Raw genomic sequence first — 25,342 nt, 5'->3', positions numbered from 1 at the left:
TTCTGATGATATTATGACGGCCGTGAAAAACTTTACCCCTACGGGCAGTGAAGAATTAGACGAGGAAAGGGCCTTAAAAAAAATAAGCCGGCCGTACAGACGTACGGCACCGGCTTTTGATTAACCCCTATGAAAACCAACTATTGCTCTTGGTTATTGTTGTAGTAATTTTATTTCTCCCAGGTCGGTAGACTTATTGTCTTCCACCTTTACATCCGTAAGCGTGGCAGGCTTGAATGGCGATTTGGCTCCAATGATCACGGTATATGTTCCTGCTTTTGCGTGGGTGAACTTGAAAGCTCCGTCGTTAACCGGAGTTTTCAAAGTGTCTGAACCGGTAACGGCCCAGGCTTCTGTGGCGCCGTCGGCAGGTGTTACTTTACCTGTGATGGTTCCGCCGTCCGGCCCTTTAAACGCAAACGCGCCAAACGCTGCAACTGTCAACGCTAACAAGGTTACTTTTGTCTTTTTCATAGCATTCGCTTTTAATGGTTCAACAATTGAAAATGGTAAGTAATAGCTGTTAGCGTGCTTATCATGTGGTGTAAAAGAACTTCCTGTTTAAACGCCAATTTTGCAATTACGGTGCCATAAAATTGATGAGCAAGGCCATTTAACAAATCTTTTGGAAGATATTAACAAAACAAAAAACGCTCCCGGTGATCACCGGGAGCGCTTTATTTCGGAGCAAGGTAATAACTTACTTATGATTTTCTACTGTTGAGTTGAGCCAGCAGCTTCAGTATTTCGAGATACAGCCAGATCAATGTTACGAGCAGGGAGAAAGAAGCATACCACTCAAAATATTTTGGAGCGCCTTGTGCCGCACCGGTTTCGATGTTATCGAAGTCGATGATCAGGCGCAGTGCCGCGATCGCTACAATGAACAGGGAGATACCGATTGCCAGGGGAGAGCCGGGCGCCAGTGCAGGCATGCTTACATGAAACATACCCAATATCCAGATGGCCAGGTAGAAGATGAGGATACCCAGCATAGCGGTGAAGATGATCGACCTGAAACGCTCGGTAGCGCGGATCACACGGAAGCGGTACAATACCAGCATTGCGAGGAAAGTGCCGATGGTAAGACCTACCGCCTGGAAAGCGATGCCTTGCCATTTTGCGTTGAATAAAGCAGTAATAGCGCCAAGGAACAAGCCTTCCGCCAATGCGTAGGCTGGAGCCAGATATGCAGACCAGGGTTTTTTAAAGATCATGATCATTGCGAGAATGAAGCCCACGAGTGCGCCTCCCATTGCGAGCATGCCAGCCTGGCCGGTTTCACCTTTGCCGATGAGGCCCCAGCTATATACCGCCGCCGCCAGCAACAAAGCAAAAAGAAAAGATAATTTGTTAACAGTACCGCGGATAGTCATGGCCTCACCCTGTACAGGAACTGCATTGTCTAAAACACGCTGATTCAGTACGGGATTGTTCGATTCAAATAATGCCATAAAATATAGTTTAAATTTTACAGGTCTAAATGTACGATTTCCCCTTGGTAAACGCGGCTTCTCCCAGGTATTTTGCAGAAAAATTAGCATTTCAGGAGAGATAACTTCCAGTTATCAGCCATAACAAGAAGTAATGGCGGCGGCGCGTTTCGCGGAGGATAGTCTACCGGGTTTGTGTACTTTTGCATACAATTCAGGATCAATCTACAGCAGATATGGCGTTCCTAGCTGCTGATTGCCTAAATTTACACCCTGAACTTTGAATACCTTAAAAAGATCATAAATGCCTAATACTTCGATTCAACAGCTGGAGGATGTAGTGATAAAATTCGCAGGCGATAGTGGAGACGGGATGCAATTAACCGGTACCCAGTTTTCCAACAATACCGCTTTGATCGGTAACGACCTGAGCACCTTCCCCGATTTTCCGGCGGAGATCCGTGCGCCGCAAGGTACGCTGCCAGGTGTGAGCGGATTCCAGCTTCACTTTTCTTCCAACCGCATATTTACGCCAGGCGATGCCTGCGACGTACTGGTGGCCATGAATGCCGCCGCGTTGAAAGCCAACCTGAAAGGACTTAAAAAAGGCGGTATCATCATCGCCAATACTGACGGCTTTGATGCCAAAAATCTCCGCCTCGCCAATTATCCTGATGGCGTGAACCCGCTGGAAGATGGCTCCCTCGTGGATTACCAGCTGCATACCATGGATGTGACCAAAATGACGCGCGAAGCGCTGAAAGATATCAACATGGGCATGAAAGAGAAAGACCGCGCAAAAAATATGTTTGTGCTGGGCTTCCTCTACTGGTTGTACGACCGGAACATGGACAGCACCGAAAACTTCCTCCGCGAAAAATTCGGCAAGAAACCGGAGATACTCGACAGTAACCTGAAAGTACTGCATGCCGGTTATAATTTCGCCGATACCGTAGAAGCCTTCACCACCCGCTACCGCGTGGAAAAGGCGAGAATGGAACCAGGCACCTACCGCAGCATTACCGGTAACACTGCCCTGGCATATGGACTGGTGGCCGCTTCGCAGAAAGCTGGTCTGCCGCTCTTCCTCGGTACTTATCCCATCACACCGGCTTCTGATATCCTGCATGAACTGAGCCGCTTCAAGAATTTCGGTATCCGTACTTTCCAGGCGGAAGATGAAATTGCTGGTATCACTTCTGCAATTGGCGCATCATATGGCGGTCATATGGGTATTACCACCACATCCGGCCCCGGTATGGCCTTGAAAGGCGAGGCCATGGGCCTGGCCGTGATGCTGGAAATTCCGCTGCTGATCGTGGATATTCAACGTGGAGGTCCTTCTACAGGCTTACCTACCAAAACGGAACAATCCGACCTTTTACAGGCTTATTATGGCCGTAATGGCGAATGTCCTATGCCAGTGATATCCGCATCTACACCGGCTGATTGCTTTGATGCCGTATTTGAAGCATTCCGTATATCGGTGCAACATATGACGCCCGTGATCTTCCTCAGCGATGGTTACATTGCGAATGGCGCAGAGCCCTGGCGTTTCCCGAAGAGTGCCGACCTGCCTGCCATCACAGTGAAATTCAAGAAAGGACTGGAAGAAGGAGAAGAAACCTTCCTGCCTTATCACCGTGATGAAAACCTGGTTCGTCCCTGGGCCGTGCCTGGTACGCCTGGCCTCGAACACCGCATCGGCGGCCTGGAGAAACAGAATATCACCGGTAACGTAAGCTATGATCCTGAAAACCACCAGCTCATGGTGAAAATACGCCAGGAGAAAGTAGACAAGATCGCGGAACATATTCCTGCCCAGCAAATCGAGATCGGCCCTGAAAAAGGAAAGGTGCTCGTGTTGGGATGGGGTTCTACTTACGGCGCTATCAAGAGCGCAGTACTGGAACTGCTCGCAGAAGGCCACCAGGTGGCACATGCGCACATCCGCCATCTTCGCCCCTTCCCGAAAAATCTTGGTGAAATATTACACAGCTACGAGAAAGTCCTCATTCCTGAAATCAACAATGGACAACTCATCAAAATCATCCGTGATCAGTATCTCATCGATGCACATGGATATAACAAGATCATGGGTGTGCCCATTACGAAAGGCGAACTGGTAACCAAGATCAAAGAAATGCTCGCATAATCTGTTTGTACAGAACATAATAGTTTATTCACAAAAAATCCTGTCAAGTATGGCAGGATTTTTTGTATTTTCCCTATACGGGGATAATTACAGCTAAGTCCCCGGCGTTCTAATATTATCTGTTTAAGTAAGCTATTATGAAGAGGAGCCTTTTTCGTGTATTGTTGAGCGTAATGACGGCAGCTGTAATATACTTGCCTGTACTGGCCCAGACCAATACCAATACCTTTGAAGTACGCGTGGCCAACCATGCAGTAGGCACGATTGAAGCGCAACGCAAAGTTAGCGGCCATGCCAAGAGTATCATCATTCGTACACGTATCCAGATGATGCTATCGAAGATCAACAGTGATATCTCCAACGAGTACACCAATAATGTGCTCATGATGGCCACTGCCACCCGTATTGCCAACAAGAACGGAGAAGACAAACGGACCACCACCCGCAAAGACGGCAAGGATTATACGGTAGTACTGAACGGGGAAAGGTCTGTACTTAATGATGCGGAAATACAACACTGTGTAGCCGATCTTTATTTCTCCGAACCCAAACAAGTGACGCGCATCTTTTCCGAAACACTCGGGAAATTCCTGCCACTGAAATACCTGGGCAATGGAGAATATGAACTGCAATTACCTGAAGGGAAAAAGAATGTTTACAAATATGAGAATGGCACATTGGTACAAGTGGAAGTGAACCATACCTTTGGCAAAGCCGTTATCGTTAAAAGCAGCTGATCTATGCCTGAAGATTTAAAAGCGATCTACCAACGCCTCTATGATGTATTGCAACAGTACGTGCCGCCACTGAACCCGAAAGTAGAAGGGATGGGCCGTTACGACCTGTATGCCATGCATGAAGTGACCTTGCAGGGGCGCTCATACCCCGAGCTGTTCTTTGCCGGACTCGGCGCCCGTAAAGGCTACACCGGCCTGTATTTCTTCCCGGTATACACACATCCTGAAGAATTTAAAGCAGTATCACCTGCCTTGAAAAAGTGCCTGAAAGGCAAATCCTGTTTTCATATTAAAACGCTGAACAATGGCCTGCTGGAAGATATCAATGCCATGCTGGCCGCTGGTTTTGCCTTCTATAAAGACAAAGGCCTGATCAAATGAAGGAACTAAAAAACGCTTGAAGCACCGGCGGCGCTTCAAGCGTCGGGAATAACGTTAACGGCTATACGGTTTTTTCGATGATCTGGCCGTTCTCTTTATCTTTCAAAATGAGTTTCTTTGCACCGAAGTGTGTTACTTCTTCTTTCACGAGATAATATTTATCGTCGTAATCCTGCAGCGTTTTGGCTTTGGTGAGGCCCGTCCGGCCGCGCCATATTTCCAGCTGCACCGGCTCCCACTGTTTGCTGGCCGCGCTTTTATAGGCGGCGTCGAGGATAGCGTTCACGACATAACCATCGTAGAATGTTTCGCGGGCAGCCTGGCCGTTTTCCATCGCGTTGAACATATCGGTGAACATGTGATTGTAGCCAAGTTCATTGAGTTCGTCGCCAACGGGAAAAAGCCAGCCGGTGTTGCTTTCCGCTTTTTCTGCAACATAGTCGGCGCCTTTGCCGGTAGTGAACATATCAAATCCGGTACGCAGAAAACTATTGAGCCAGATGGTGCCTTCGGTGCCCATCACTTCATCGCGGAGGTCGAGGCCGCCGCGGAAAGTCCAGCTTACCTCGAACTGGCCAATGGCGCCGTTTTCGTACTTCACCAGGCCAATGGCATGATCTTCAGCATCGATGGGTTTCACCTGCGTATCTGCCCAGCACATCACTTCCACGGGTTTGATATCTTTTCCGATGAAGCTGCGCGCTATCTCTACGCAATGACAACCAAGATCGAGGATACATCCGCCTCCGGCCTGTTCTTTGTCCCAGAACCATTCGCTGTGCGGGCCGGGATGCGTTTCGCGTGACTTGGCCCAGAGAATGCGGCCCAGCGCGCCTTGCTGCACGCTTTGCAGGGCCTTGAGGAATTTGGGCGTATATACGAGATCTTCCAGGTAACCATGGAAGATGCCCGCTTTTTCCACTGCTTCCAACATGCGCTTTGCCTCTTGGGCATTGCGGCCGAGCGGCTTGGTGCAGATCACCGCTTTTTTATGTTGGCAGCAGAGATTCACAGCCGCTTCGTGCAGGTTGTTAGGCAGCGATACGCACACCACTTCTACCTCGGGATGCGCGATGGCGGCTTCCATATCAACGGTCCAGTGTGCGACGTTATAATCCGCCGCAAATTTTTTTGCGCTTTCTTCCCTGCGGGAATAGATGCTGACGATCTTGTCCCTGCTACGCTGCCCTTGCAGCGAGTCTGCATAAAAACGCCCGATAAAGCCCGAGCCAAGCATTGCTATCTTCGCCATAGATTAATGGTTTATTACGGTCTTGTTATCATTTCCGTTATCTCTGAAAAATAAAATGAACAGCAACAACACGGCAATGGCAATACTGGCGGGTATCAGCCAGATCGTTTGCCAGTTGTGCATGGTAGCAGATGTTTTCAATGAGTTGACAATCGGTCCTGAGATGAGGAAACCGATGAGCATCCCTACGCCGTAAGTGGCCAGGGTAACAAAGCCCTGTGCGGAGCTTTTGAATTGCTCGCCCGCCAATTGATCGGTATAGATCTGGCCTGTTACAAAGAAGAAATCGTAACAGATGCCGTGTAGCACGATACCCACGATCAGCATCCAGTAGTTGGCGTCTACATTACCATACGCAAACAGCAGGTAGCGCAGGCCCCAGGCGAGCATGCCCATGGCCAGCATCTTTTTTACGCCCAGTTTACGGAAGAAGAGCGGCATCACGAGCATGAACAATACTTCTGACACCTGGCCGTAGGATTGCTTGCCAGCGGCGCCTTTCATACCTATCTCATTTAAGAATGGATTGGTGAAATTATAGTAGAAAGCCAGCGGTATGCATATCGCGATGGAGGCGAGGAAGAAGAGCAGGTAGGAGCGGTTCTTCAGCATGCCGATGGCATCGAGGCCAAGTATTTCTCTTACAGATACCTGAGTGCCTTTTTTCAGTGGTGGTGTTTTGGGTAAGGTGAAACTGAAAAGGCCCAATACCAGGGAGGCTATAGCGGCCATGCGGAAAGTGAGTTCCAGTTTGTTGTCGGCTTCCCAGTTGAGGTAACCGATGGTAAGCCCTGCTACGATCCATCCGGCGGTACCGAACACACGGATAGAAGAGAAGTTTTTGCTGGGATCGTCCATCTGCCGGAAAGAGATGGAATTGACCAGCGCAAGGGTGGGCATATAGAGGATCATGTACACCAGGATGGTGGGGAAGAAACTGCCGAAATGCGTGGTGCCGGAGCATATCCAGAGCAAAGCGGCGCCGGCGAGATGTATGACGCCGAGTATCACCTGCGCAGAGATAAAGCGGTCGGCGATGATGCCTACGATGAAAGGCGCTATTACGGCGCCAAAGGATTGTGTAAGAAAGGCGATGCTGACCTGGTTGTCGTTAGTGCCTTGAAGGCTGTGCAGTACAAAGGTTCCCAGTGTCACAAACCATGCGCCCCAGATAAAAAATTCCAGGAACATCATGAAGGACAGCTGTAATCTGACGGATAGTTTCATAACGATGGCGCTTAAAGTAATCTTTAAGATAGTAAAAAATAAACATCGTTGTTGAAATTAAATGATGGGCGCGATAAACCATCGAGGTTCCGGAAGTACTGCCAGTGGCGGTTCCCGGGCTATTGTGCTTTGATGAGTTGCTGATAATATTTGCAGGCGGGGCGGAGTCCGCATTCGCCGCATTTCGGATTGCGGGCAACACAGATGTAACGTCCGTGCAGGATTAGCCAGTGATGTGCGATATGTACTTGTTCTTTCGGGATGTATTTGAGGAGTTGCAATTCTGTTTGCAGTGGCGTTTTAGCTTTGGTGGTGAGGCCTATGCGCGCTGAAACCCTGAACACGTGCGTATCTACAGCCATATTGGGTTGCTGGTGAACGACGGAAGTAATTACATTGGCGGTTTTGCGGCCTACGCCGGGGAGCTTTATCAGCTCGGGAACGGTGGCGGGTATTTCGCCGTTGAAATCTTCCATCACCATCTGGGCCATGCCTATCAGGTGTTTGGTTTTGTTGTTAGGATAACTGATGCTCCTGATAAGGGGGAAGAGCTCGTCGAAGGTGGCATGACTGAGGGCTTCCACATCCGGGTACTGCTGAAAGATAGCAGGAGTGGTCATGTTCACGCGTTTGTCGGTGCATTGTGCAGACAGTATCACAGCTACCAGCAGCTGGTAGGGGCTATCGTAGATGAGTTCTGTTTCGGCATTGGGAGCATGTTGCTCAAAGTAATTGAGTACGAATGCGAAGCGCTCTTTTTTGGTCATGCCGTAAAGATAGGGAAAATGAAATTTCGCTGTGTATGCTACACAGGATGAATGAATATAGAGATGGATGACCGTTTAGTGTTGTTCTTGTTTTCCGGCGGCGTAATCAAAAATATGCTGCAGAGTGGCGGCTCTCGGGGAATAGCGGATGGTATCGAGTGCGGCCTTGGTGTCTTCCAGTTTGTCTTGTTCTTCTTTTGACAAGGATAATGTTGCTTGTTTACGGCGTTGCTTTTTTATATCAGCTTCAGTAACAAGACACAGGTTAGAAAAGGTAGTTAGTGTAAAATTACTCATGCAATATAATTTTAATGAAAAGAAAAGTGTTCTGAGTAAATAACGGCGAAAACGTGGAACGTATTGTTAATTTAGGGTAAATTTTTGAAAAGTGCAAGCGGGGCAGGACCGGCTTATTGTTGGGGAGCAGGTACCATGATGAACAGGTCTTCATTATCCTTTTTCATATAGTATTTCTCGCGGGAAAATTTCTCCAGTTTTTCGGGGCTGGACAGGAGTTCCTGTTGTTCTTCTTTGGTTTTCTTGATTTCGCTGATGAAGAAGTCTTTCTGGTTTTCCAGTTTCTTCTCTTCAGAAGAGAACTGGTATTGGTACATGAGATTGGTTTTATCGAGGAAGGCGAGCCATATGCAGAAAGCGGCGGCTGTGATAAAGAACTTGTTCTTTAAAACTGCTGGCATCTTTATGGACTTTAGCTTCAACATCATGCACAAGTTACAAAAATTTGGTTATTTAACTGTTGTGGCATGCGCCACAACAGTTAAATAACCAATAGTTTTTTATTTTTTGCCGAAGCGGATGCTTTTACCGGGGTAGATGGCGCTGGTGCCCAGTTCTTCTTCGATGCGAAGCAGCTGGTTGTATTTTGCCATACGGTCGGTGCGGGAAGCAGAGCCGGTTTTGATCTGGCCGCAGTTCAGGGCTACTGCCAGGTCGGCGATGGTAGTATCTTCGGTTTCACCGGAGCGGTGGCTCATGATGGAGGTGTAGCCGGCTTTGTGGGCCATGTTCACCGCATCAATGGTTTCTGTAACGGTACCGATCTGGTTTACTTTGATCAGGATGCTGTTAGCGATATCTTTATCGATACCTTCTTTCAGGCGTTTTACGTTGGTCACGAACAGATCGTCGCCAACCAGCTGTACATGGGCGCCTACGGCTTCGGTGAGTTTTTTCCAGCCTTCCCAGTCGTCTTCCGCCATACCATCTTCGATGGAAACGATCGGATATTTTTTGCACCACTCAGCCCAGTAAGCTACCATTTCATCGCTGGAGATTACTTTCTGTGAGCTTTTGTAGAATTTATAAGTTTTGTCGGCTTCGTTGAACATTTCGCTGCTGGCGGCATCCAGGGCGATAGCGATTTGTTCGCCAGGCTGGTAGCCGGCGGCTTTGATCGCTTCCAGTACGGTTTCGATGGCTTCTTCATTGCTCTGGATTTCAGGAGCGAAACCGCCTTCGTCGCCTACGTTAGTGGAGTAGCCTTTCTTTTTCAGTACAGATTTCAGGTGGTGGAATACTTCCACGCCCCAGCGCAGGCCTTCGGAGAAGGTAGGTGCGCCTACCGGAACGATCATAAATTCCTGGAAGTCGATTTTATTATCAGCATGCACGCCACCGTTGATGATGTTCATCAGGGGAACGGGCAGGGTGAAAGCGTTTACGCCGCCGAGGTAGCGGTAGAGGGGCTGGCCGCATTCGTCGGCCGCAGCTTTGGCAACAGCCATGCTCACTGCGAGGGTAGCGTTGGCGCCCAGTTTGGCTTTGTTGGGGGTGCCATCGAGTTCGATCAGCATTTTATCTATGCCGGCCTGGTCGGTTACTTCCCAGCCGATCAGCTCTTCTGAAATGATCTCGTTTACGTTCTTAACGGCTTGCAATACGCCTTTGCCCATGTAAACGCTCTTATCGTTGTCGCGCAGTTCAACTGCTTCGTGTTTGCCTGTAGAAGCGCCAGAAGGAACGGCAGCGCGGCCGAAGTGACCATCTTCTGTGGTTACATCCACTTCAATAGTAGGATTACCGCGGCTGTCAAGGATTTGCCTGGCATGGATTTCTGAAATAATACTCATAGTTCAAAAGTTATAAAGTGTTATAAGCTACTGGCTGTCAATGCCTGTACCCTCAAGGGGCCTTGGTCAGATCCCGGAATATGGTTTCCAGGCTTTGCGAATTGCTCTGCAAAGAAAGGATGTTCCGGTTATTAATCAAAGCAAATTGTAACAGGTTTTTTCGTACCTGCTCTTCTTCGCTGGTAAAGAGGCGCCAGCTGTTGTTTTCCAGCGATTCCACCCGGCTTACGCCGTCGATCGCCTGTAATTCGGCCACTGTAGCCATTTCTCTGAAAGATACCTGTATATAAGCGTTGTGGTGGCCGGTTTGCTGTAAGGCGCCCAGCGTATCGTCGGCAATGATCTTGCCTTTATTGATGATCATTACACGGTCGCACAGGGCCTCTACTTCCTGCATGATATGGGTAGAGAGGATCACCGTTTTATTTTGACCGAGCGTTTTGATCAGTGCCCGGATATCCGCCAGCTGGTTGGGATCCAGGCCGGTGGTGGGTTCATCGAGGATCAATACTTCGGGATTATGTATCAATGCCTGTGCGAGACCTACCCTTTGTTTATAACCGTTGGATAATGCGCCGATCTTCTTCTTGCTTTCAGGGGTGAGGCCTGTGAGTTCGATCACTTCGCTGATGCGTGCCGGCGCCGCGGCGCCCAGCTGGTGCACACCTGCCACGAAACCCAGGAACTCCTTTACATACATATCGTAATAGAGCGGGTTGGATTCGGGCAGATAGCCTACGCGCTTACGTACTTCGAGCGATTGCTCCACGATATCGTAGCCGCATACGCTGGCTTTGCCACTGGTAGGCGGCAGGAAGCCGGTGATCATTTTCATGGTAGTGGATTTGCCGGCGCCGTTAGGCCCCAGAAACCCGGTGATCTCGCCCTTCTTTAATTCAAAGGAGATCCCGTCTACCGCCCGCTGTTCGCCATAAACTTTCGTCAGTGATGATACCTGGATTGACATGGATAATTGCTCTTTTGCGGCAACTAAAGTACGAAAAGCAATGACTAGATTACTAGTTTTCTAGTATTGGATTTTCCCGATTTCTAAATCTGTATGCCTGGCAATAACAAGCGTATATCTTTCTGCCATCGTCTCTCACGAACATCTAAAAAATATATGTCTTTATTGCTAAATGATGATGATAACAAATGCAAGTTTTAACATACAATTAGCAATTGGCATACGTCTTGCATTTTAGGTCGCACCTATAGTTATGCATAACCTATACGCACAAATCACATCAAACCACTTCACAATGTAATCACCGACGACAAATGTCAAACTTTCTGAAAAAAGCCATGGGCCTTTTTGTGGAATTTGAACCCGATGAAACACACGAAACCGGCAGGCATGATCAGTCCGCCCTGCCTGGAAAATTCCCTCCGAGCAATGTCAACACTCCGGATGCCAACCCGCCCAAAGCCTTGTCAGCTGCGGAAATGGACAAATTTGAGCAGCACTTCAATGCGCTGTTTGAACGAAGCAATTTCCCGGGTCCGGATTATTATGAATTCTGGAAAATGATGGACGCATTGGAAGCGCATGTCAAAGATGAATCCGCACGCATGTCCGCTGTATTTGCAACGCTGAGCATACAGGGTTTGACCAAAAACAAACTCATTGAAACAGCCGCACAGTATAAGCAGATTATCGCGCAGGACCGCAGCAACTTTGAAGCCGCCGTCAATGAAAAAGCGTCTTCCGAAATTGATGGCCGCCAGCAACAACTGGCTGCATTGCAGAAAAAGATGGCCAACAATGCTGCACTGATACAGCAACTGACAAAGGAAATCACCGATGCGCAAAACGAATCTGAACAATTGAAAGAACAGATCGCGGCGCAGGAACAAAGAATCGTTGCCAACCGCCAGGGTTACCAGGTGGCTTGCGAGGCTATGATCAGAAAAATCAATACAGACATCCAAAAAATAGAAACAGCACTGTAAAAAATGGAAACACAATATTTTCCCGCTGAACAAGGCCAGCAGTTGAAAGCATACTGGAACAGGCCTGGCGGCAAGTTCGGTATGCTCATAGGTATCGGCCTGCTCATCGCAGTTGGATACTATGTGATACCCATCCTCACCAAAGTAGTATGGAACACCATCAACTTTGGAATAGCACTGGTGTGCTTAGGTGTGTTCCTCTATTGCGTAACACACCGCAAACTCAGGCTGAGCCTCTTTTATCTCTATGAGTGGCTGATGAAGAAACTCGTAGGACTGGTAATAGAACTCGATCCCTTTATCATCGCAGAAGATTATATCTCTGATATGGAAGAGCAGCGCGAAAAGCTGTATAATCAGTCAGTAGAAGTAGATGCGCAGAAAGAAAAGATCGATATGAAGATCGGTGAAAAAGAGAAAGAGATGCAGCAGCTCATGAGCCGCGCCAAAGCTGCACAGAACAACAATATGCTGCCGGAACTCGGTAATGCTACGCGCCAGATCGCGCGTATCAAAGAGTATATCTCTCAGCTCACGCCCATCCGCGACAATCTTGCACGCATCGGTGATTATCTCACCAAAGTACACAAGAACAGCGGATACATGATAGAAGATGCGCGCAATGAACTGGAATTGAAAAAAGACCTTTACAAGTCCGTCACCTCCGGTAAAAAAGCGCTGTCATCTGCACTGAAAATTTTCAATGGCGATCCTGAAAAGAAACTCATGGTAGAACAATCCATGGAGTTCCTGAAAGAAGATATCGCTATGAAATTGTCGAGCATGAAAAAGGCGATCCACTATTCTACAGACTTCATGCGCTCCATAGACCTGGACAATGCCACCTATGAGCTGCAAGGCCTGAAAATGCTGGAATCTTTCGACCCCGACAAAACCTACAAACTGGATGTGCAGAAATGGGAGCCTTCCCGTGAGCCGCGCCAGCCCGGTACTGTACGCAATGACAACTACAACGACCTGTTAAGCTAAAAGAAAAACAAACCTCTTAAAAATTTAAATATTACAGCTATGGCTATGAAAGTGAAACCTGGTGGAAAGGTTATGGGCATCGTATTGCTCTTAGGCGCCATCTATGCAACAAAAATATTTTGGTGGGACAAGCGCCCGCAACAGGCGAAAGCCGCTACTGACATCGGTAAGGTGCAGTTGCCCGATGCGCCCGAGGCATCGCTCAGCGGCAACGCCAGCAAATTGCCACTGCCCGGGAATACGGAAGCGGTGAATGGCGGTACGAAGATCTCCTGGCGTGTAATGGCCTGGAACTCGCAGTTCGCGCTCATGTATGCCAATGGTGGCCAACATACCACCCAGCACTCGCTCATCGATAAAGCAAAATTGCAGGTAGAACTGGTGCGCCAGGATGACTGTAACAAATCCATCGCCGACCTGGCGAAATTTGCACAGGAGTACAAAAGCAATCCCAATGCTACCGGCATATTCGCCTCTTTCATGGGCGATGGTATGCCCGCCTTCTTTGCCGCACTGAGTAAGGAGTTGGAGCCACTCGGCCCCGAATACCAACCCATCGCATTCTATACCATGGGTAAAAGTTATGGTGAAGATAAACTGATGGGCCCCGCCGACTGGAAGCGCGATCCTAAAACTGCGATCGGTAAAACAGTGGCCGGTGTGCTCCGCGACGGCGACGTGAACATCCTGCTGAAATGGGCTGGCGACAACGGTATCCGCGTGAACCCCGATGAAACCACCTACGATGCCAAAGCCATCAACCTGGTGGCAGCAAACGATTTCCTCGATGCCGGCGCCAAATACATCGCCGGGTATAAAGAAACGCGCAAGCTCATCGTAGACGGTAAAAAGATCAGCAAAGACACGACCGTAGGCGTTGATGGCGTAGCCACCTGGACGCCCGGCGACGTGAACGTGGCGCAGAAAAAAGGCGGACTGGTGAACATCGCATCCACCCGTGAATACGCTTCACAGATGCCGAACATCACCATCACCATCAAAAAGTTTGCGTATGATCACCGTACGGATATCGAAAACCTGATCATTGCGCTGGCGCAGGCCGGCGACCAGGTACGCTCCTTCAACGACGCCAAAGCCTTTGCCGGCGAGGTTTCTGCGAAAGTGTACAATGAACAGAATGGCGCCTACTGGCTGAAGTACTATAACGGCACAGAAGAAAAAGATGCACAGGGGCAAACCGTATCCCTCGGTGGTTCTATGGCATTCAATCTCTCCGATGCCGCCAACACCTTCGGTATGGGCAAGGATAATATCGACCGGTACAAGATCGTGTATACCACCTTCGGTGATATCATGGTGAAAATGTATCCCGATATCATGCCTACCTATCCAGTGTACACAGCAGTGGTGGATAAATCATTCCTTGCCTCTGTGTTGGCCAACCACCCCGAACTGCTGGAAGGCGCTGCCATCAAGGAAAAGTACGCAGAGAACATTACCAGCGCGGTATCGTCCAAATCGTACCAGATACAGTTTGAAACCGGTAGCGCCGTGATCAGATCCAACTCCCATGTGGTGCTGGACGAGATACTGAAAAGCGCCGTGGTAGCTGAAGGCCTGAAGATAGGCGTGTATGGTCACACGGATAATGTGGGCAACGAAACCGCTAACCAGCAGTTGTCTGAGCAACGTGCCGCCGCCGTAAAGAACTACCTCCTCGGCAAAGGCCTCGCTGCCGATCGTATCGAGTCTAAAGGTTATGGCGCCGCTCAACCCGTTGCCGACAACAGCACCGCTGATGGCCGCGCGCAGAACCGCCGCGTACAGATCGTACTAGGCCAATAAATATTTGAGGATTTTTTGATTTTCGGATGTTGAAATTTGGTTCTATCAAGTCGCTCCTGAAGCTTCAGGAACGACTTGATAGAACCAAATCCGAAAATCCAAAAATTCTCACATCCTCAAATTATCTCACCAAAGCATACTTGAATAAAAAATCCCTTCTAAAATGAAACACATCTTTGAGCCTTTGCGGGTACTCAGTCGCCGCTCCATGACAACACTCATTGTGCTGGAAATAGTGCTGGCGCTGGTTTGCTGGCAGATCAGCGGTGGTGGGCTGATACCTACGCCACTGAAAGTACTGCAATCGCTCGGGCATATGATACAGGATCCTGCATTTGTGGATAACCTTTTCAGTAGCGTGGTGCTCACGATCAAAGGGATGTTCCTCTCTATCTTCATCGCGCTGGTGATCAGCTATCTTTCGATCATACCGGTATTCAGCCCGGTAGCGCGCTTCGTGATCAAGTGCAGGTATCTGACATTAACGGGTCTGATTTTCCTGTTTACCCTATGGACGAAAAACGGGCACGATCTCAAGATCAGCCTGCTCATCTTCGGTATTGTCCCCTTTTTTGTAACCTCGCTGTTATCGGTGATCGATGGCATCAACAAGCAGGAGTTCGAACTGTGCACCACCCTGCGCATGAACAGTTGGAAAACGCTGTGGGAAGTAGTGGTGGTGGGCCGCCTCGACCAGGTATTTGAAGTGATGCGCCAGAACTTCGCCATTGCGTGGCTGATGATCACCTCTGTGGAAGGCCTCAGCATGAGTGAAGGCGGCCTTGGCGTGATGCTCATCAGGGCTAATAAATACGTGCAGCTGGATACTGTGTTCAGCACATTGGTGATCATCTTCCTACTGGGCATCTTCTTCGACTACATCCTCGGTAAATTCCGCGAATGGTTATTCCCTTACACCAAACTTCAAACACGCAACTCATGAACGCCAAAGCATATACGAAAACATCGGCCTTGCTAACTGCTGAAAATATCAGCCTGCAATATGCCGGCAAAACCATCCTGCGGGATATTAATTTCTCCGTCTACGATATTCACCGCCCTGATATGCAGCAGGGACAAGTAGTTTCGCTGATTGGCAGAAGCGGTATCGGCAAAACACAGCTGTTCAAAATATTATCCGGCCTGATGACGCCTACTGCAGGCGTGATCAGGATCGATGCCGACCAGCACCCTGTAAAAGCAGGAGAGGTGGGCATTGTGCCGCAGAATTATATCCTGTTCCAGCATCGCACGATCTATAATAACCTGAAGATAGGACTGGATAATGCGAGTGCAAGATTGACGGAAGGTGAAAAGAGAGAGATCATTATGGATTACGCTGCCACTTTCGAGCTGACAGCACATCTGAAGAAATACCCCGCACAGCTCAGTGGTGGCCAGCGCCAGCGGGTGAGCATTTTACAGCAGGTATTGACCGGCAACAAATTCATTTTGCTGGACGAGCCTTTTTCCGGGCTGGATATGGTGATGATCGACAAAGTAATTCAGCTGCTGCTGAAGGTATCCACCTTACAGGAAACAAATACGCTGATCCTGGTGAGCCATGATATTGTGAATGCGGCGGCCATCTCCGATACCGTTTGGGTGATGGCACAAGAGGCTGGCAGGGAAGGCGCCACCATTATACAGGAGTATGACCTTTGCAAGATGGGATTGGCCTGGCAGCCGGAAGTGCGCCGTGAGCCAGAGTTTACAGCGCTGATATCACAGATCAGGGAACAGCTGTAGCTATCCCGCGCATACCTGCCGTACGGCGGGTATGCGCAATATTTGTACATTTGCGTTTATGAGAAGAGTCATTGGTTTATTTTGCTTACTACCGCAATTGTTACACGCGCAGTCTTACGGTCCGGTAAAAAATTATCCGCAAGGCTATTTCAGAAACCCGCTGAATATCCCCATTGAGTTGGCCGGCAACTTTGGTGAATTACGCCCTAACCACTTCCATTCGGGCATGGATATCAAAACGCAGCAGAAGGAGAACCTGGCCGTGCATGCCGCTGCCGATGGCTATGTGAGCCGTATCGGGGTATCGCATACGGGCTTCGGGAACGTGCTTTACATCACTCACGCTAACGGCTATACGACTGTATATGCTCACCTGAACCGCTTCTTCCCGGCATTGGAACAATACGTGAAACAGCAGCAATACAAGGCCGAAAGCTGGGCTTCCGACTTGGAGATACCACAAGGCATGTTTCCGGTGAAGAAGGGAGATTTTGTTGCCTGGAGCGGCAATACCGGCGGCTCCGCTGGTCCGCACCTCCACTTCGAGATCAGGAACACACAAACAGAGAAACCACTCAACCCCCTGCTCTTTGGCTTCAACATCGAAGATGAAAGGGCGCCCGACGTTTACCGCATCGCTATCTATGATCGTAGCCGCAGCATCTATGAACAACAACCTTTGATGGTAGCCGTGAAAAAGGTAGGCAGCACCTATGTGCCTGCACAGCCTGTGCTGAAGGTGAGAGCTGCCAAAGCCGGTGTGGCCGTTTCCGCCGTGGATCGCATCAACAGCGCCCCTCATATCTATGGCATATATGAAGTGACCATGTTCGATAACGAGGTACCTAACATCGATTTCCAGCTGGACAATATCGGGTATGAAGAAACCCGCTACCTCAACGCACATATCGATTACAAAATAAAGAAGAACGACGGTCCTTACCTGCAATTGGTATTTCCGTTGCTAGGCAACAAGCTCGATATCTACCATGATCTGAAAGGAGATGGTACCATCAATCTGGCCGACGGCGCCGTTCACGAAATTAAACTGCTGGTGAAAGATGCCTATGGCAATACTTCCACCGTGAAGTTTGGCCTGCAGCAGGCCGGCCCGGATGAACCGGAAAAGCCCTGCGCCAACACTATGTACCCGGATTCCCGCAATATCTTCGAGAACAACCAGGTAGAGTTTTACCTCGATGAAAATGCGCTGTACGACAAGATATGCTTCAACTACCAGGAGATACCCACCTCCAGTCCGAAGGCATATTCCAATATCTACAAACTGCATACGGCATTAGTGCCTATCCACGATTATTTCGATCTGCGTATCCGTCCGTCGAAGCCTGTGCCGGAGCACCTGCGCGACAAGATCGTGATGGTGCGCGAAGCGCTGGGCAGTAATAATACTTCAGGTACCGTGTTTGAAAATGGTTGGTACAAGGGCACTTTCCGCGACTTTGGTAATTTTCACCTCGAAGTAGATACGGTAGCGCCCAAAGTGACGCCGCTGGGAGTGAAGCCTGGCGCCAATCTCGCCAGGGCGGCCAAACTATCTTTCGCCATGAACGATGCCAGCGGCATCAAAAGCTACCGCGCAGAGCTGGATGGCAAATGGCTGATGTTCTCCCGCAGGGCTAACGTGCTCACCTATACGTTCGATGAACATTGCCAACCCGGCCCACATGTGCTGGTGATGAAAGTGACAGACCTGGCCGGCAATACAGGCACTTACCGTTTATCTTTCAAACGATAAAAAATCATGACTGAATTACAAGAAGGCAGCAAAGCGCCGATTTTCAAAGGAAAGGATCAACACGGGAATACCATATCCCTCAAGGATTTCAAAGGAAAGAAAGTAGTATTGTATTTCTATCCGCACGATGATACGCCTACCTGCACCGTACAGGCCTGCAACCTGCGCGATAACTACGAAGCGCTGCTGGCAAAAGGATACGTAGTGATTGGCGTGAGTGAAGACTCAGAGAAAAGCCACAAAAAGTTCGCTGCAAAATATGATCTGCCTTTTCCTTTACTGGCAGATGAAGACCATAAGATCATTGACCAGTACGGGGTTTGGGGAGAGAAACAGATGATGGGCCGCATTTATGATGGCACGCACCGAACCACTTTCCTGATCAACGGCAATGGCGTGATCGATCACATCATCCGGAAAGTACACAGCAAAAATCACACAGAAGAGATATTAGAGATCTGGAAATAAAAAAGGCTCCGTGAGGAGCCTTTTTTATTTTATGTAGTAGTAAGCTATTAGCGTTTTTGTCTTTGCTTGCGGAACAGGTTACCAGTTTTGAACTTGTTACCTTCAGGGCTACCTACGCGGTCCATTGCGCAACGGAAACCTACGGTATTGGTGGCCATATCTTCCTGCATGAAACGACGGGTGCCTGGTGAGAGCCAGTAGGCGCGGTCGTTCCAGCTACCACCTTTCACTACGTGTGATTTATCGTTGATGAGGGTAGTTACGCCATAACCGTATTCCACCTGGGAGAGGGAGTCGCCATCGAGGTAGTTGATCACATCACCTTTCTGGTAGTTGAGGCGGTTGGCGCTTTCTTCATCTGTTACATCGCGCATTTTCAGGTGACCGAGGCTATCTTTTTCGAACTCTTTGTTTTCGTTCTGATATACCGTCTGGAACTTGTTACCACGGAAGTAGTTGAAGTCGTCGCCATCGATGGGGGTGAGTGGTCTGTAAACGTCCAGTACCCATTCAGCTACGTTACCGGACATGTTATAGATACCGAAGGTGTTCGGGAAGAAGGAGCGTACCGGACCAGGGATAGAAGCACGGTCGTTCAAGCCGCCGGCCACGCCCATGTTATCACCGGAGCCGCGTTTGAAGTTCGCGAGGAACTGACCTTGCCAGTTACCACGGCGGATATCACGCAGGCCGCTGGTGTTGGTGCCCCAGGAATATACCTGTTTGTTCATGATGAGCTCTTCCCCGTGTTTGCCTTCTTTCTTGGAAGGGCCAGGGTTCTGGCCTATGTAGCCAAGCGCCGCATATTCCCATTCAGCTTCTGTAGGGAGGCGGTAGTTGGGCAACATGATACCATCTTCAAATTGCGCATTGCGCGGCGTGCCATCAGGATTTTTAAATTCGCTTTTGGTGCCTTTCGACATCTTGCCCGGCGTACCTTCGTACAGGCCGGCCATGTAGGATTTGGTATCGAAAGTATTATCGTCCGACTGATTAGTTACGTCTGCTTTGGAGAGCAGGCCTTTGTCCATCAGCAGCTTTTCGTTCACACGGTTGGAGCGCCATTTACAATAGTCAACGGCCTGTTTCCAGGTTACGCCTACTACCGGATAGTCGTTGTATGCCGGGTGACGGAAATAATATTCTACCAGCGGCTCGTTGTAGGCCAGTTCACTACGCCATACCAGCGTATCGGGCAAAGCCTTGCGGTATACATCCGGGAAAGACTCGTTGTATACGCGGGCCAGCCAGTACAGGTACTCGCGGTAGTGCACGTTGGCTACTTCTGATTCATCAATGTAAAAAGAGGAAACTGTAATACGACGTGGAATGTTGTTCCAGTCGCCCATTACGTCCTGCTCCGTGGCGCCCATGGCAAAAGTACCACCCTGTACAAACACAAGGCCCGGACCCGTTTGCTGGTCCTTATTCTTGGCTACGCTGAACCCGCCCATCTTAGGGTCGTTATACGTCCAGCCGGTAGCAGAAGATTTATCTTTCTTTTTGCCGAAAAGTCCCCCGCCGTCTTTATGACAGGCAGTCATGGATAGCATTACGCTGGTACCTACGAGCAATGATAAAGAGGTTAATCTACGCATGCGATACAGCTTTAGTCGATTATATTTACAGTAAACGCAAATGTAATCTTTTTTATTTTATAGCGAAATAATTTAATTTGTAAGAAACCCTCATACAAGCCCCCCGATATCTGTTAAATCTATGATTTGTAAGAAGAAAAAAGATATATTTAATTTTTTTATCTTCTATTTTATCTACTTTGTAGAGACGATCCTTTACCGACGGACAAGATAATGAAAGTCATCTGTATTTTTATCACCATTGTACTGATGTCCTTCACAGGGGCCAGGGAAGCGCATGGCCAGCAGTCCCGCAGTTACCAGGCGCATTCCGTGCTGGCCGCCGGTAACTGGTACAAGCTGGCCGTGACCGGGCCGGGCATTTACCGCATCGACCTGCCCCTGCTCGCACAGCTGGGCATCAACACCAGCGCTATCTCTTCTCAGCACATCCGCTTATATGGCAATGGCGGGCAAATGCTGCCGGAGCCGAATGCTCAGCCGCGCCCCGATGACCTGCAAGCGGTAGCCCTCTACGCCGCCGATGGCGGCGACGGGCAGCTTAACGGTAACGACTATATGCTGTTCTATGCCCCTGGCCCGCATCGCTGGCAGTACGATTCAGGTACACAGTCCTATAGCCATCAGTACAATATCTACAGCGATACGGCCTGGTACTTTCTCAATCTTGAAGCGCCCGGCGCCCGTATAAAGCCCGACAGTCCTGCATCTCCTGCGCAAGCTAATGTTTATACTATCGACTATCACGAGTTTTATGAAAGGGACAGCCTCAATTTCCTGCGCAGTGGTAAACAATGGTTTGGGCAGGAGTTCAGCCTGGACCCTGCCGCCGGCATCCGCCACAGCTATAATTTCCAGCTGCCATCACCGGCGCGCGGCCCGGTGACGGTGAATATCCGTGCGGCCGCCCGCGGCATCAACGGCAGCAATTTCAATGTGAGCATTAACAAACAAGCTGCTGCCACCGTGTACCTGTTGCCCGTTAGCGGCAACGTATTTGAAGCCTTTGGTACCGCCGCTACCGGCACTGGCGGCGTGTATACCTCCGATCCTGCCTTGCAGGTAACCGTAGACTTCCTGCCGGGAGATAACAATGCCCGCGGATGGTTGGACTACCTCGAGATACAGGCCGCTTGCGCTCCCGTGCTGCCAGCAACCGGTTTCCTGCCTTTCCGTTCCGCCCAATATGCCGGCAGCGGCCTCGCTGCCCGCTGTGCCGTATATAACACCAATGCCTATACGCAGATATGGGATGTCACTGATCCGCAACAACCGTTGTTGGTACCCGCCGTACAACAGGGCGATTCGCTGGTGTTCACGATGAAGAACGAACGCCTCCACGAATACGTTGCATTTGATCCGGGCAAGGCTCTGGCGGCGTATCCCGCAGGCGCCGTGCCTAACCAGGATATCCATGCTGCGGCTGCCGCTGGCCTGGTGATCATCACCACCGGCACACTGCTGGCGGAAGCGCAGCGCCTCGCGGCCTGGCATCGCCAGCACGATCAACTGGAGGTATTGGTCGTGAGCACGGACCAGGTATACAATGAATTTGCTTCGGGATCGCCTGATCCTACTGCCTTGCGCGACTTTCTCAAAATGTTGCATGATCGCGGCCCGGCGCCCCGTTACCTGCTGTTGTTTGGCGCCGCGTCTTACGACTACCGCTACCGCGTTAAGAACAATACCAATGAGGTGCCTTCCTGGCAAAGTGATAATGCCCTCAATCCGCTCAGCTCCTATGTAACAGACGATTACTTTGGTATGTTGGGAGACAATGACGATATAACTAGAACGGATATACGAAACCCAGTGGCGCTGGGCATCGGCCGCCTGCCGGCGCGTAACGCCGCTGAAGCTGCGCTGGCGGTAGACAAGATCATTCACTATCACGATGCGCCGCAACATTTCGGCGATTGGCGCAACCGCATTGCCTTTGTAGCCGATGAAGGCGATAATAACCTGCATTTCAGTGATGCCGAATCAGTGAGCGACAGTATTGCCATCGAAGCGCCGGTACTCAATACAGGCAAGCTTTACCTCGATGCCTGGCCCAAAGTGAATGGCGCCTATCCTGATGTGAATAAAGCTATCGCGGCGGCCATTAACAGGGGCGTGCTCATCTTCAATTACAGCGGTCATGGCAACAGTTCGCGCCTGGCTGAAGCCAGCGTGGTAGATGCCAATACCATTGCGGACTGGCACAATGAAGACCGCCTGCCCTTGCTGGTAACGGCTTCCTGCGATTTTGCGCCCTTCGATAACCCGGCGGTAGTATCGCTGGGGCATAAGGTGTTGCTGCAACAGCGGAGTGGCGCGATTGCATTGATGACCACAACCCGGGCGGTGTATGCCTCTTCCAACCGCCTGATGCACCAAAATTATCTGCGAGCCGTGACAACGCCTGGCGCCGATGGGCTGATGCCCAGTCTGGGCGCGGCTTTGCAGCAAGCTAAAAATCAAACGCATAATAACTTTAATGATATTATTAATAACCGTAAATTTCAGTTACTGGGAGACCCGGCGCTTAAACTGGCCTTTCCACGTTACCGGGTAGTAACAGATTCGATTAACGGCAAAGCGGTGAACGGAAATGCCGATACCCTGAAAGCCTTGCGCAGAGCGGTGATCAGCGGCCATGTGGAAGATATGCAGGGGCAGATGATCAGCGGGTATAACGGCGTACTATATACGACGATATATGACAGCCCTGCCGAGATGACGACACGGGGCAATAGCGCCGGCAGCCAGGTGGCAGCGTTCCGGGTACAGGACCACGTATTGTTCAGGGGAACGCATACCGTGTCTGGTGGCCGTTTTTCAGCTGTTGTTACCATCCCTGCCGACGCCAGCGCAAGCGGTACAGGCAAGATCAGTTATTATACCAGTAACAATGATATCGATGGCAATGGCTATTATAAAGGCTTCACCACTGCGGCCGGAGCGGCAGCGAAAGATACGGCGGGCCCGCAGATACAGGCCTGGCTTAACAATCGCCTGTTCCGGAACGGAGACGTGGTCAATGTCTCCCCTTTATTATTGGTAGACCTTACAGACAGTTCCGGTATTAATATCAGCGGTAATGTGGCGGCGCATAACCTGGTGGCAGTACTGGATAATTCAGAATATTTTGTGTTAAATGATTATTTTGAAGCATCTTTGGATAGCTATAGTAAAGGAACTGTAGCATTTCCTATGTCAGATATCGCGGAGGGGAAACATCGCCTGAGGATCAGTGCATGGGACGCGTGTAATAACATAGCAACAACCGAAATCGAATTTGAAGTAGTAAGGTCGGGAGCCATAATGGTATCTGCATTGGGGAATTATCCTAATCCTTTTCATGATGTTACGCGGTTTACGTTTGTGCATAATCAGCAGGGACAGGCATTGCAGCTAAGCCTGGAGATCTTTGCGGTGAACGGGCAGCTGATGAAAACAATACGTAACACAATAATATCGGACAGCAGCCGTTTTGATGGAATGCCCTGGGATGGAACTGGTGAGTCGGGAGCAAAATTATCACCAGGCATCTATTTTTACCGGCTAACTATCAACAGTAACGGCAAGAAAAAGATGATGGGCGGAAAATTAGTTTTATTGTAAACCTATGCAAATAAGACACGTATGGTTACCGTTCGCCCTAATCAACCCCTTTCCGAATTATATAATAAATAAGATTATTTTTACACCCTATCAAAATACGAACATTGCATGATCCGAAAGGTAACTTTGAGCCTAGTGTTCATTTACAGTACTTTCACAAGTTTAAAAACCTCAGCCCAGCGTATAGACTCAACTGGTCAGATAGATGGTCGTACAAACACTATTAATACTGCCGTTCCCTTCCTGAGAATTACGCCTGACGCCCGCAGCGGCGCCATGGGCGACGTTGGTGTTGCCCTTTCCCCCGATGCCTCTTCCATCTACTGGAACCTGTCGAAGTTACCTTTTGCCACTACAAATTCCAATCTGGCCGTTACCTACACGCCCTGGCTCAAAGAGCTGGTGAATGATGTGTTCCTGGCTACAGTTAGCGGCTATACGAAATTGAACGACAAGGAAGCCGTATCCGGCTCTTTAAGATATTTTTCTTTGGGAAGCATCAACTTCAGGGATGTCACCAACCAGGACCAGGGTAACTTCCATCCGCGCGAATTTGCGGTGGATGCGGGTTATGCCCGTAAGCTCTCGGAGCATTTCTCTATCGGTATGGCGGGTCGCTTTATCTACTCCAACCTTGCTGGCGGGCAGGTAGTGAACGATCAGTCGGTAAGAGCGGGAAAAGCTTTTGCAGCGGACCTCTCCGGGTTTTATACGAAAGATTATGAGAAAGATGATGGCCGGGTGAATAAACTCAACCTGGGCTTTGCCATCACCAATATCGGCACGAAAATATCTTATACCAGCTCGGCACAGAATAAAGATTTTCTGCCTACCAACCTGGGTCTCGGCGCCGCCTATACGCTGGCCATGGATGAATACAACCAGCTTACCTTTGCGCTCGACATCAACAAGTTGCTGGTACCTACACCGGATACTTCCGGTAACTACAAGAACAAGAGCGTGCTGGAAGGCATCTTCTCATCCTTTGGCGACGCTCCCGGCGGCCTCAAGGAAGAACTGCAGGAGCTGATGTATTCCGCCGGCGTGGAATACTGGTACAACCAGCAGTTTGCAGTGAGGGCCGGTTATTTCAATGAAAATAAATACAAGGGTAACAGGAAATATTTCACGGCCGGCGTGGGTATCAAGTATGATATCTTCGGTCTTAATTTCTCCTACCTGGTGCCCTCCGGATCGGGCATCCAGCGGAACCCGCTCTCCAATACCCTGCGTTTCACGCTCACCTTCGACCTGGGCGCCCGTGACCGGGAAGATAGCCGGACGGGATGGTAAACAGAAATTGTTAAAAATTATAAACTGTTGAAAACAAGTCCTTCCTTCGGGAAGGATTTGTTATTTTATGCCTTACCTTGC

22 protein-coding genes are annotated in these 25,342 nt (G+C 49.6%); 12 read left to right on the top strand and 10 right to left on the bottom strand.

The features are described 5' to 3' along the window. Positions 1–153: 153 nt before the first annotated feature. Together FPG75_RS25045 and FPG75_RS25040 are read right to left on the bottom strand one after the other, a co-directional pair. A complete protein-coding gene (locus FPG75_RS25045) occupies positions 154–474 on the bottom strand; it encodes a carboxypeptidase regulatory-like domain-containing protein (protein ID WP_143310781.1) in 321 nt (106 codons plus the stop codon). A gap of 230 nt (positions 475–704) precedes the next feature. Next, positions 705–1,454, bottom strand: a complete 750-nt coding sequence (locus tag FPG75_RS25040) for a Bax inhibitor-1/YccA family protein (RefSeq protein ID WP_143310780.1) — start codon at positions 1,452–1,454, stop codon at positions 705–707. A 283-nt stretch (positions 1,455–1,737) separates the two neighbouring features. Between FPG75_RS25040 and FPG75_RS25035 the strand changes: the two genes are divergently transcribed. From FPG75_RS25035 to FPG75_RS25025, 3 genes are all read left to right on the top strand, one after another. Then, complete coding sequence (locus FPG75_RS25035; protein WP_143310779.1) at positions 1,738–3,588, top strand: 2-oxoacid:acceptor oxidoreductase subunit alpha; 1,851 nt, start codon at positions 1,738–1,740, stop codon at positions 3,586–3,588. Positions 3,589–3,725: 137 nt separating this feature from the next. Beyond that, positions 3,726–4,325 (top strand): DUF6134 family protein, encoded by a 600-nt coding sequence (locus FPG75_RS25030; protein WP_143310778.1) that lies wholly within the window; start codon positions 3,726–3,728, stop codon positions 4,323–4,325. A 3-nt stretch (positions 4,326–4,328) separates the two neighbouring features. Further along, positions 4,329–4,706 carry a hypothetical protein gene (locus tag FPG75_RS25025; protein ID WP_143310777.1) on the top strand — a complete coding sequence of 126 codons (378 nt, stop codon included), beginning with the start codon at positions 4,329–4,331 and terminating at the stop codon, positions 4,704–4,706. A 61-nt stretch (positions 4,707–4,767) separates the two neighbouring features. Here the strand turns inward: FPG75_RS25025 and FPG75_RS25020 are convergent, their stop codons facing one another. The 7 genes from FPG75_RS25020 to gldA form a co-directional block, all read right to left on the bottom strand. Further along, complete coding sequence (locus FPG75_RS25020; RefSeq protein WP_143310776.1) at positions 4,768–5,958, bottom strand: Gfo/Idh/MocA family protein; 1,191 nt, start codon at positions 5,956–5,958, stop codon at positions 4,768–4,770. Positions 5,959–5,961: 3 nt separating this feature from the next. Beyond that, a complete protein-coding gene (locus FPG75_RS25015) occupies positions 5,962–7,185 on the bottom strand; it encodes a nucleoside permease (RefSeq protein WP_143310775.1) in 1,224 nt (407 codons plus the stop codon). A gap of 119 nt (positions 7,186–7,304) precedes the next feature. Continuing rightward, a complete protein-coding gene (nth, locus tag FPG75_RS25010) occupies positions 7,305–7,952 on the bottom strand; it encodes an endonuclease III (RefSeq protein WP_143310774.1) in 648 nt (215 codons plus the stop codon). Positions 7,953–8,027: 75 nt separating this feature from the next. Next, complete coding sequence (locus FPG75_RS25005; RefSeq protein WP_143310773.1) at positions 8,028–8,249, bottom strand: hypothetical protein; 222 nt, start codon at positions 8,247–8,249, stop codon at positions 8,028–8,030. Between the two features lie 113 nt (positions 8,250–8,362). Then, on the bottom strand, positions 8,363–8,650 hold the full coding sequence (locus FPG75_RS25000; protein WP_236652895.1) for an FtsB family cell division protein: 288 nt from the start codon (positions 8,648–8,650) through the stop codon (positions 8,363–8,365). A 99-nt stretch (positions 8,651–8,749) separates the two neighbouring features. Next, on the bottom strand, positions 8,750–10,042 hold the full coding sequence (gene eno, locus FPG75_RS24995; protein ID WP_143310772.1) for a phosphopyruvate hydratase: 1,293 nt from the start codon (positions 10,040–10,042) through the stop codon (positions 8,750–8,752). A gap of 52 nt (positions 10,043–10,094) precedes the next feature. Further along, the gene (gene gldA / locus FPG75_RS24990; RefSeq protein WP_143310771.1) at positions 10,095–11,009 is read right to left on the bottom strand and encodes a gliding motility-associated ABC transporter ATP-binding subunit GldA; all 915 of its coding nucleotides are present in this window, start codon (positions 11,007–11,009) and stop codon (positions 10,095–10,097) included. A 314-nt stretch (positions 11,010–11,323) separates the two neighbouring features. On the opposite strand from gldA, the gene FPG75_RS24985 reads away from it, so the two are divergent. The 7 genes from FPG75_RS24985 (at position 11,324) to bcp (ending at position 18,764) form a co-directional block, all read left to right on the top strand. Then, positions 11,324–11,995 carry a hypothetical protein gene (locus FPG75_RS24985; protein WP_143310770.1) on the top strand — a complete coding sequence of 224 codons (672 nt, stop codon included), beginning with the start codon at positions 11,324–11,326 and terminating at the stop codon, positions 11,993–11,995. A gap of 3 nt (positions 11,996–11,998) precedes the next feature. Further along, a complete protein-coding gene (locus FPG75_RS24980) occupies positions 11,999–12,985 on the top strand; it encodes a PspA/IM30 family protein (protein ID WP_143310769.1) in 987 nt (328 codons plus the stop codon). Positions 12,986–13,024: 39 nt separating this feature from the next. Further along, positions 13,025–14,791: an OmpA family protein gene (locus tag FPG75_RS26170; protein WP_201749700.1), complete on the top strand. Its 1,767-nt coding sequence runs from the start codon at positions 13,025–13,027 to the stop codon at positions 14,789–14,791. A gap of 163 nt (positions 14,792–14,954) precedes the next feature. After that, positions 14,955–15,734, top strand: coding sequence for an ABC transporter permease (locus FPG75_RS24970; RefSeq protein WP_143310768.1), 780 nt, complete (start codon positions 14,955–14,957; stop codon positions 15,732–15,734). After that, a complete protein-coding gene (locus FPG75_RS24965) occupies positions 15,731–16,540 on the top strand; it encodes an ABC transporter ATP-binding protein (protein ID WP_161596919.1) in 810 nt (269 codons plus the stop codon). Before FPG75_RS24970 ends, FPG75_RS24965 begins: the two co-directional genes overlap by 4 nt. 58 nt (positions 16,541–16,598) lie before the next feature. Further along, positions 16,599–18,296 carry a M23 family metallopeptidase gene (locus FPG75_RS24960; protein WP_161596918.1) on the top strand — a complete coding sequence of 566 codons (1,698 nt, stop codon included), beginning with the start codon at positions 16,599–16,601 and terminating at the stop codon, positions 18,294–18,296. A gap of 6 nt (positions 18,297–18,302) precedes the next feature. Next, entirely contained in the window at positions 18,303–18,764 is a 462-nt protein-coding gene (bcp, locus tag FPG75_RS24955; protein ID WP_143310765.1) for a thioredoxin-dependent thiol peroxidase, read from the top strand. Positions 18,765–18,811: 47 nt separating this feature from the next. Here bcp and FPG75_RS24950 read toward each other — a convergent pair whose 3' ends face one another. Continuing rightward, complete coding sequence (locus FPG75_RS24950) at positions 18,812–20,362, bottom strand: SUMF1/EgtB/PvdO family nonheme iron enzyme (RefSeq protein ID WP_143310764.1); 1,551 nt, start codon at positions 20,360–20,362, stop codon at positions 18,812–18,814. Positions 20,363–20,575: 213 nt separating this feature from the next. On the opposite strand from FPG75_RS24950, the gene porU reads away from it, so the two are divergent. Together porU and porV are read left to right on the top strand one after the other, a co-directional pair. Then, the gene (gene porU, locus FPG75_RS24945) at positions 20,576–23,968 is read left to right on the top strand and encodes a type IX secretion system sortase PorU (RefSeq protein WP_143310763.1); all 3,393 of its coding nucleotides are present in this window, start codon (positions 20,576–20,578) and stop codon (positions 23,966–23,968) included. Positions 23,969–24,076: 108 nt separating this feature from the next. After that, positions 24,077–25,261 (top strand): type IX secretion system outer membrane channel protein PorV, encoded by a 1,185-nt coding sequence (porV, locus tag FPG75_RS24940; RefSeq protein WP_143310762.1) that lies wholly within the window; start codon positions 24,077–24,079, stop codon positions 25,259–25,261. Positions 25,262–25,342: the final 81 nt, after the last annotated feature.

Source organism: Chitinophaga vietnamensis (genome assembly GCF_902167635.1).
In the GTDB taxonomy this organism is placed as follows: Bacteria; Bacteroidota; Bacteroidia; order Chitinophagales; family Chitinophagaceae; genus Chitinophaga; species Chitinophaga vietnamensis.
Note: the sequence above shows the minus strand (reverse complement) of the source record. Positions and strands in the feature narration are given on the sequence as shown.

Bases quoted from the DNA above. Each gene is read 5' to 3' on its own strand.
- FPG75_RS24965 (WP_161596919.1), top strand. From the start codon at position 15,731: ATGAACGCCAAAGCATATACGAAAACATCGGCCTTGCTAACTGCTGAA.
- FPG75_RS25020 (WP_143310776.1), bottom strand. From the start codon at position 5,958: ATGGCGAAGATAGCAATGCTTGGCTCGGGCTTTATCGGGCGTTTTTAT.
- FPG75_RS25030 (WP_143310778.1), top strand. From the start codon at position 3,726: ATGAAGAGGAGCCTTTTTCGTGTATTGTTGAGCGTAATGACGGCAGCT.
- FPG75_RS25015 (WP_143310775.1), bottom strand. From the start codon at position 7,185: ATGAAACTATCCGTCAGATTACAGCTGTCCTTCATGATGTTCCTGGAA.
- FPG75_RS25035 (WP_143310779.1), top strand. From the start codon at position 1,738: ATGCCTAATACTTCGATTCAACAGCTGGAGGATGTAGTGATAAAATTC.
- gldA (WP_143310771.1), bottom strand. From the start codon at position 11,009: ATGTCAATCCAGGTATCATCACTGACGAAAGTTTATGGCGAACAGCGG.
- nth (WP_143310774.1), bottom strand. From the start codon at position 7,952: ATGACCAAAAAAGAGCGCTTCGCATTCGTACTCAATTACTTTGAGCAA.
- FPG75_RS24950 (WP_143310764.1), bottom strand. From the start codon at position 20,362: ATGCGTAGATTAACCTCTTTATCATTGCTCGTAGGTACCAGCGTAATG.
- porU (WP_143310763.1), top strand. From the start codon at position 20,576: ATGAAAGTCATCTGTATTTTTATCACCATTGTACTGATGTCCTTCACA.
- FPG75_RS24985 (WP_143310770.1), top strand. From the start codon at position 11,324: ATGTCAAACTTTCTGAAAAAAGCCATGGGCCTTTTTGTGGAATTTGAA.
- bcp (WP_143310765.1), top strand. From the start codon at position 18,303: ATGACTGAATTACAAGAAGGCAGCAAAGCGCCGATTTTCAAAGGAAAG.
- porV (WP_143310762.1), top strand. From the start codon at position 24,077: ATGATCCGAAAGGTAACTTTGAGCCTAGTGTTCATTTACAGTACTTTC.
- FPG75_RS26170 (WP_201749700.1), top strand. From the start codon at position 13,025: ATGGCTATGAAAGTGAAACCTGGTGGAAAGGTTATGGGCATCGTATTG.
- FPG75_RS25045 (WP_143310781.1), bottom strand. From the start codon at position 474: ATGAAAAAGACAAAAGTAACCTTGTTAGCGTTGACAGTTGCAGCGTTT.
- FPG75_RS25005 (WP_143310773.1), bottom strand. From the start codon at position 8,249: ATGAGTAATTTTACACTAACTACCTTTTCTAACCTGTGTCTTGTTACT.
- eno (WP_143310772.1), bottom strand. From the start codon at position 10,042: ATGAGTATTATTTCAGAAATCCATGCCAGGCAAATCCTTGACAGCCGC.
- FPG75_RS24970 (WP_143310768.1), top strand. From the start codon at position 14,955: ATGAAACACATCTTTGAGCCTTTGCGGGTACTCAGTCGCCGCTCCATG.
- FPG75_RS24960 (WP_161596918.1), top strand. From the start codon at position 16,599: ATGAGAAGAGTCATTGGTTTATTTTGCTTACTACCGCAATTGTTACAC.
- FPG75_RS25025 (WP_143310777.1), top strand. From the start codon at position 4,329: ATGCCTGAAGATTTAAAAGCGATCTACCAACGCCTCTATGATGTATTG.
- FPG75_RS25000 (WP_236652895.1), bottom strand. From the start codon at position 8,650: ATGCCAGCAGTTTTAAAGAACAAGTTCTTTATCACAGCCGCCGCTTTC.
- FPG75_RS24980 (WP_143310769.1), top strand. From the start codon at position 11,999: ATGGAAACACAATATTTTCCCGCTGAACAAGGCCAGCAGTTGAAAGCA.
- FPG75_RS25040 (WP_143310780.1), bottom strand. From the start codon at position 1,454: ATGGCATTATTTGAATCGAACAATCCCGTACTGAATCAGCGTGTTTTA.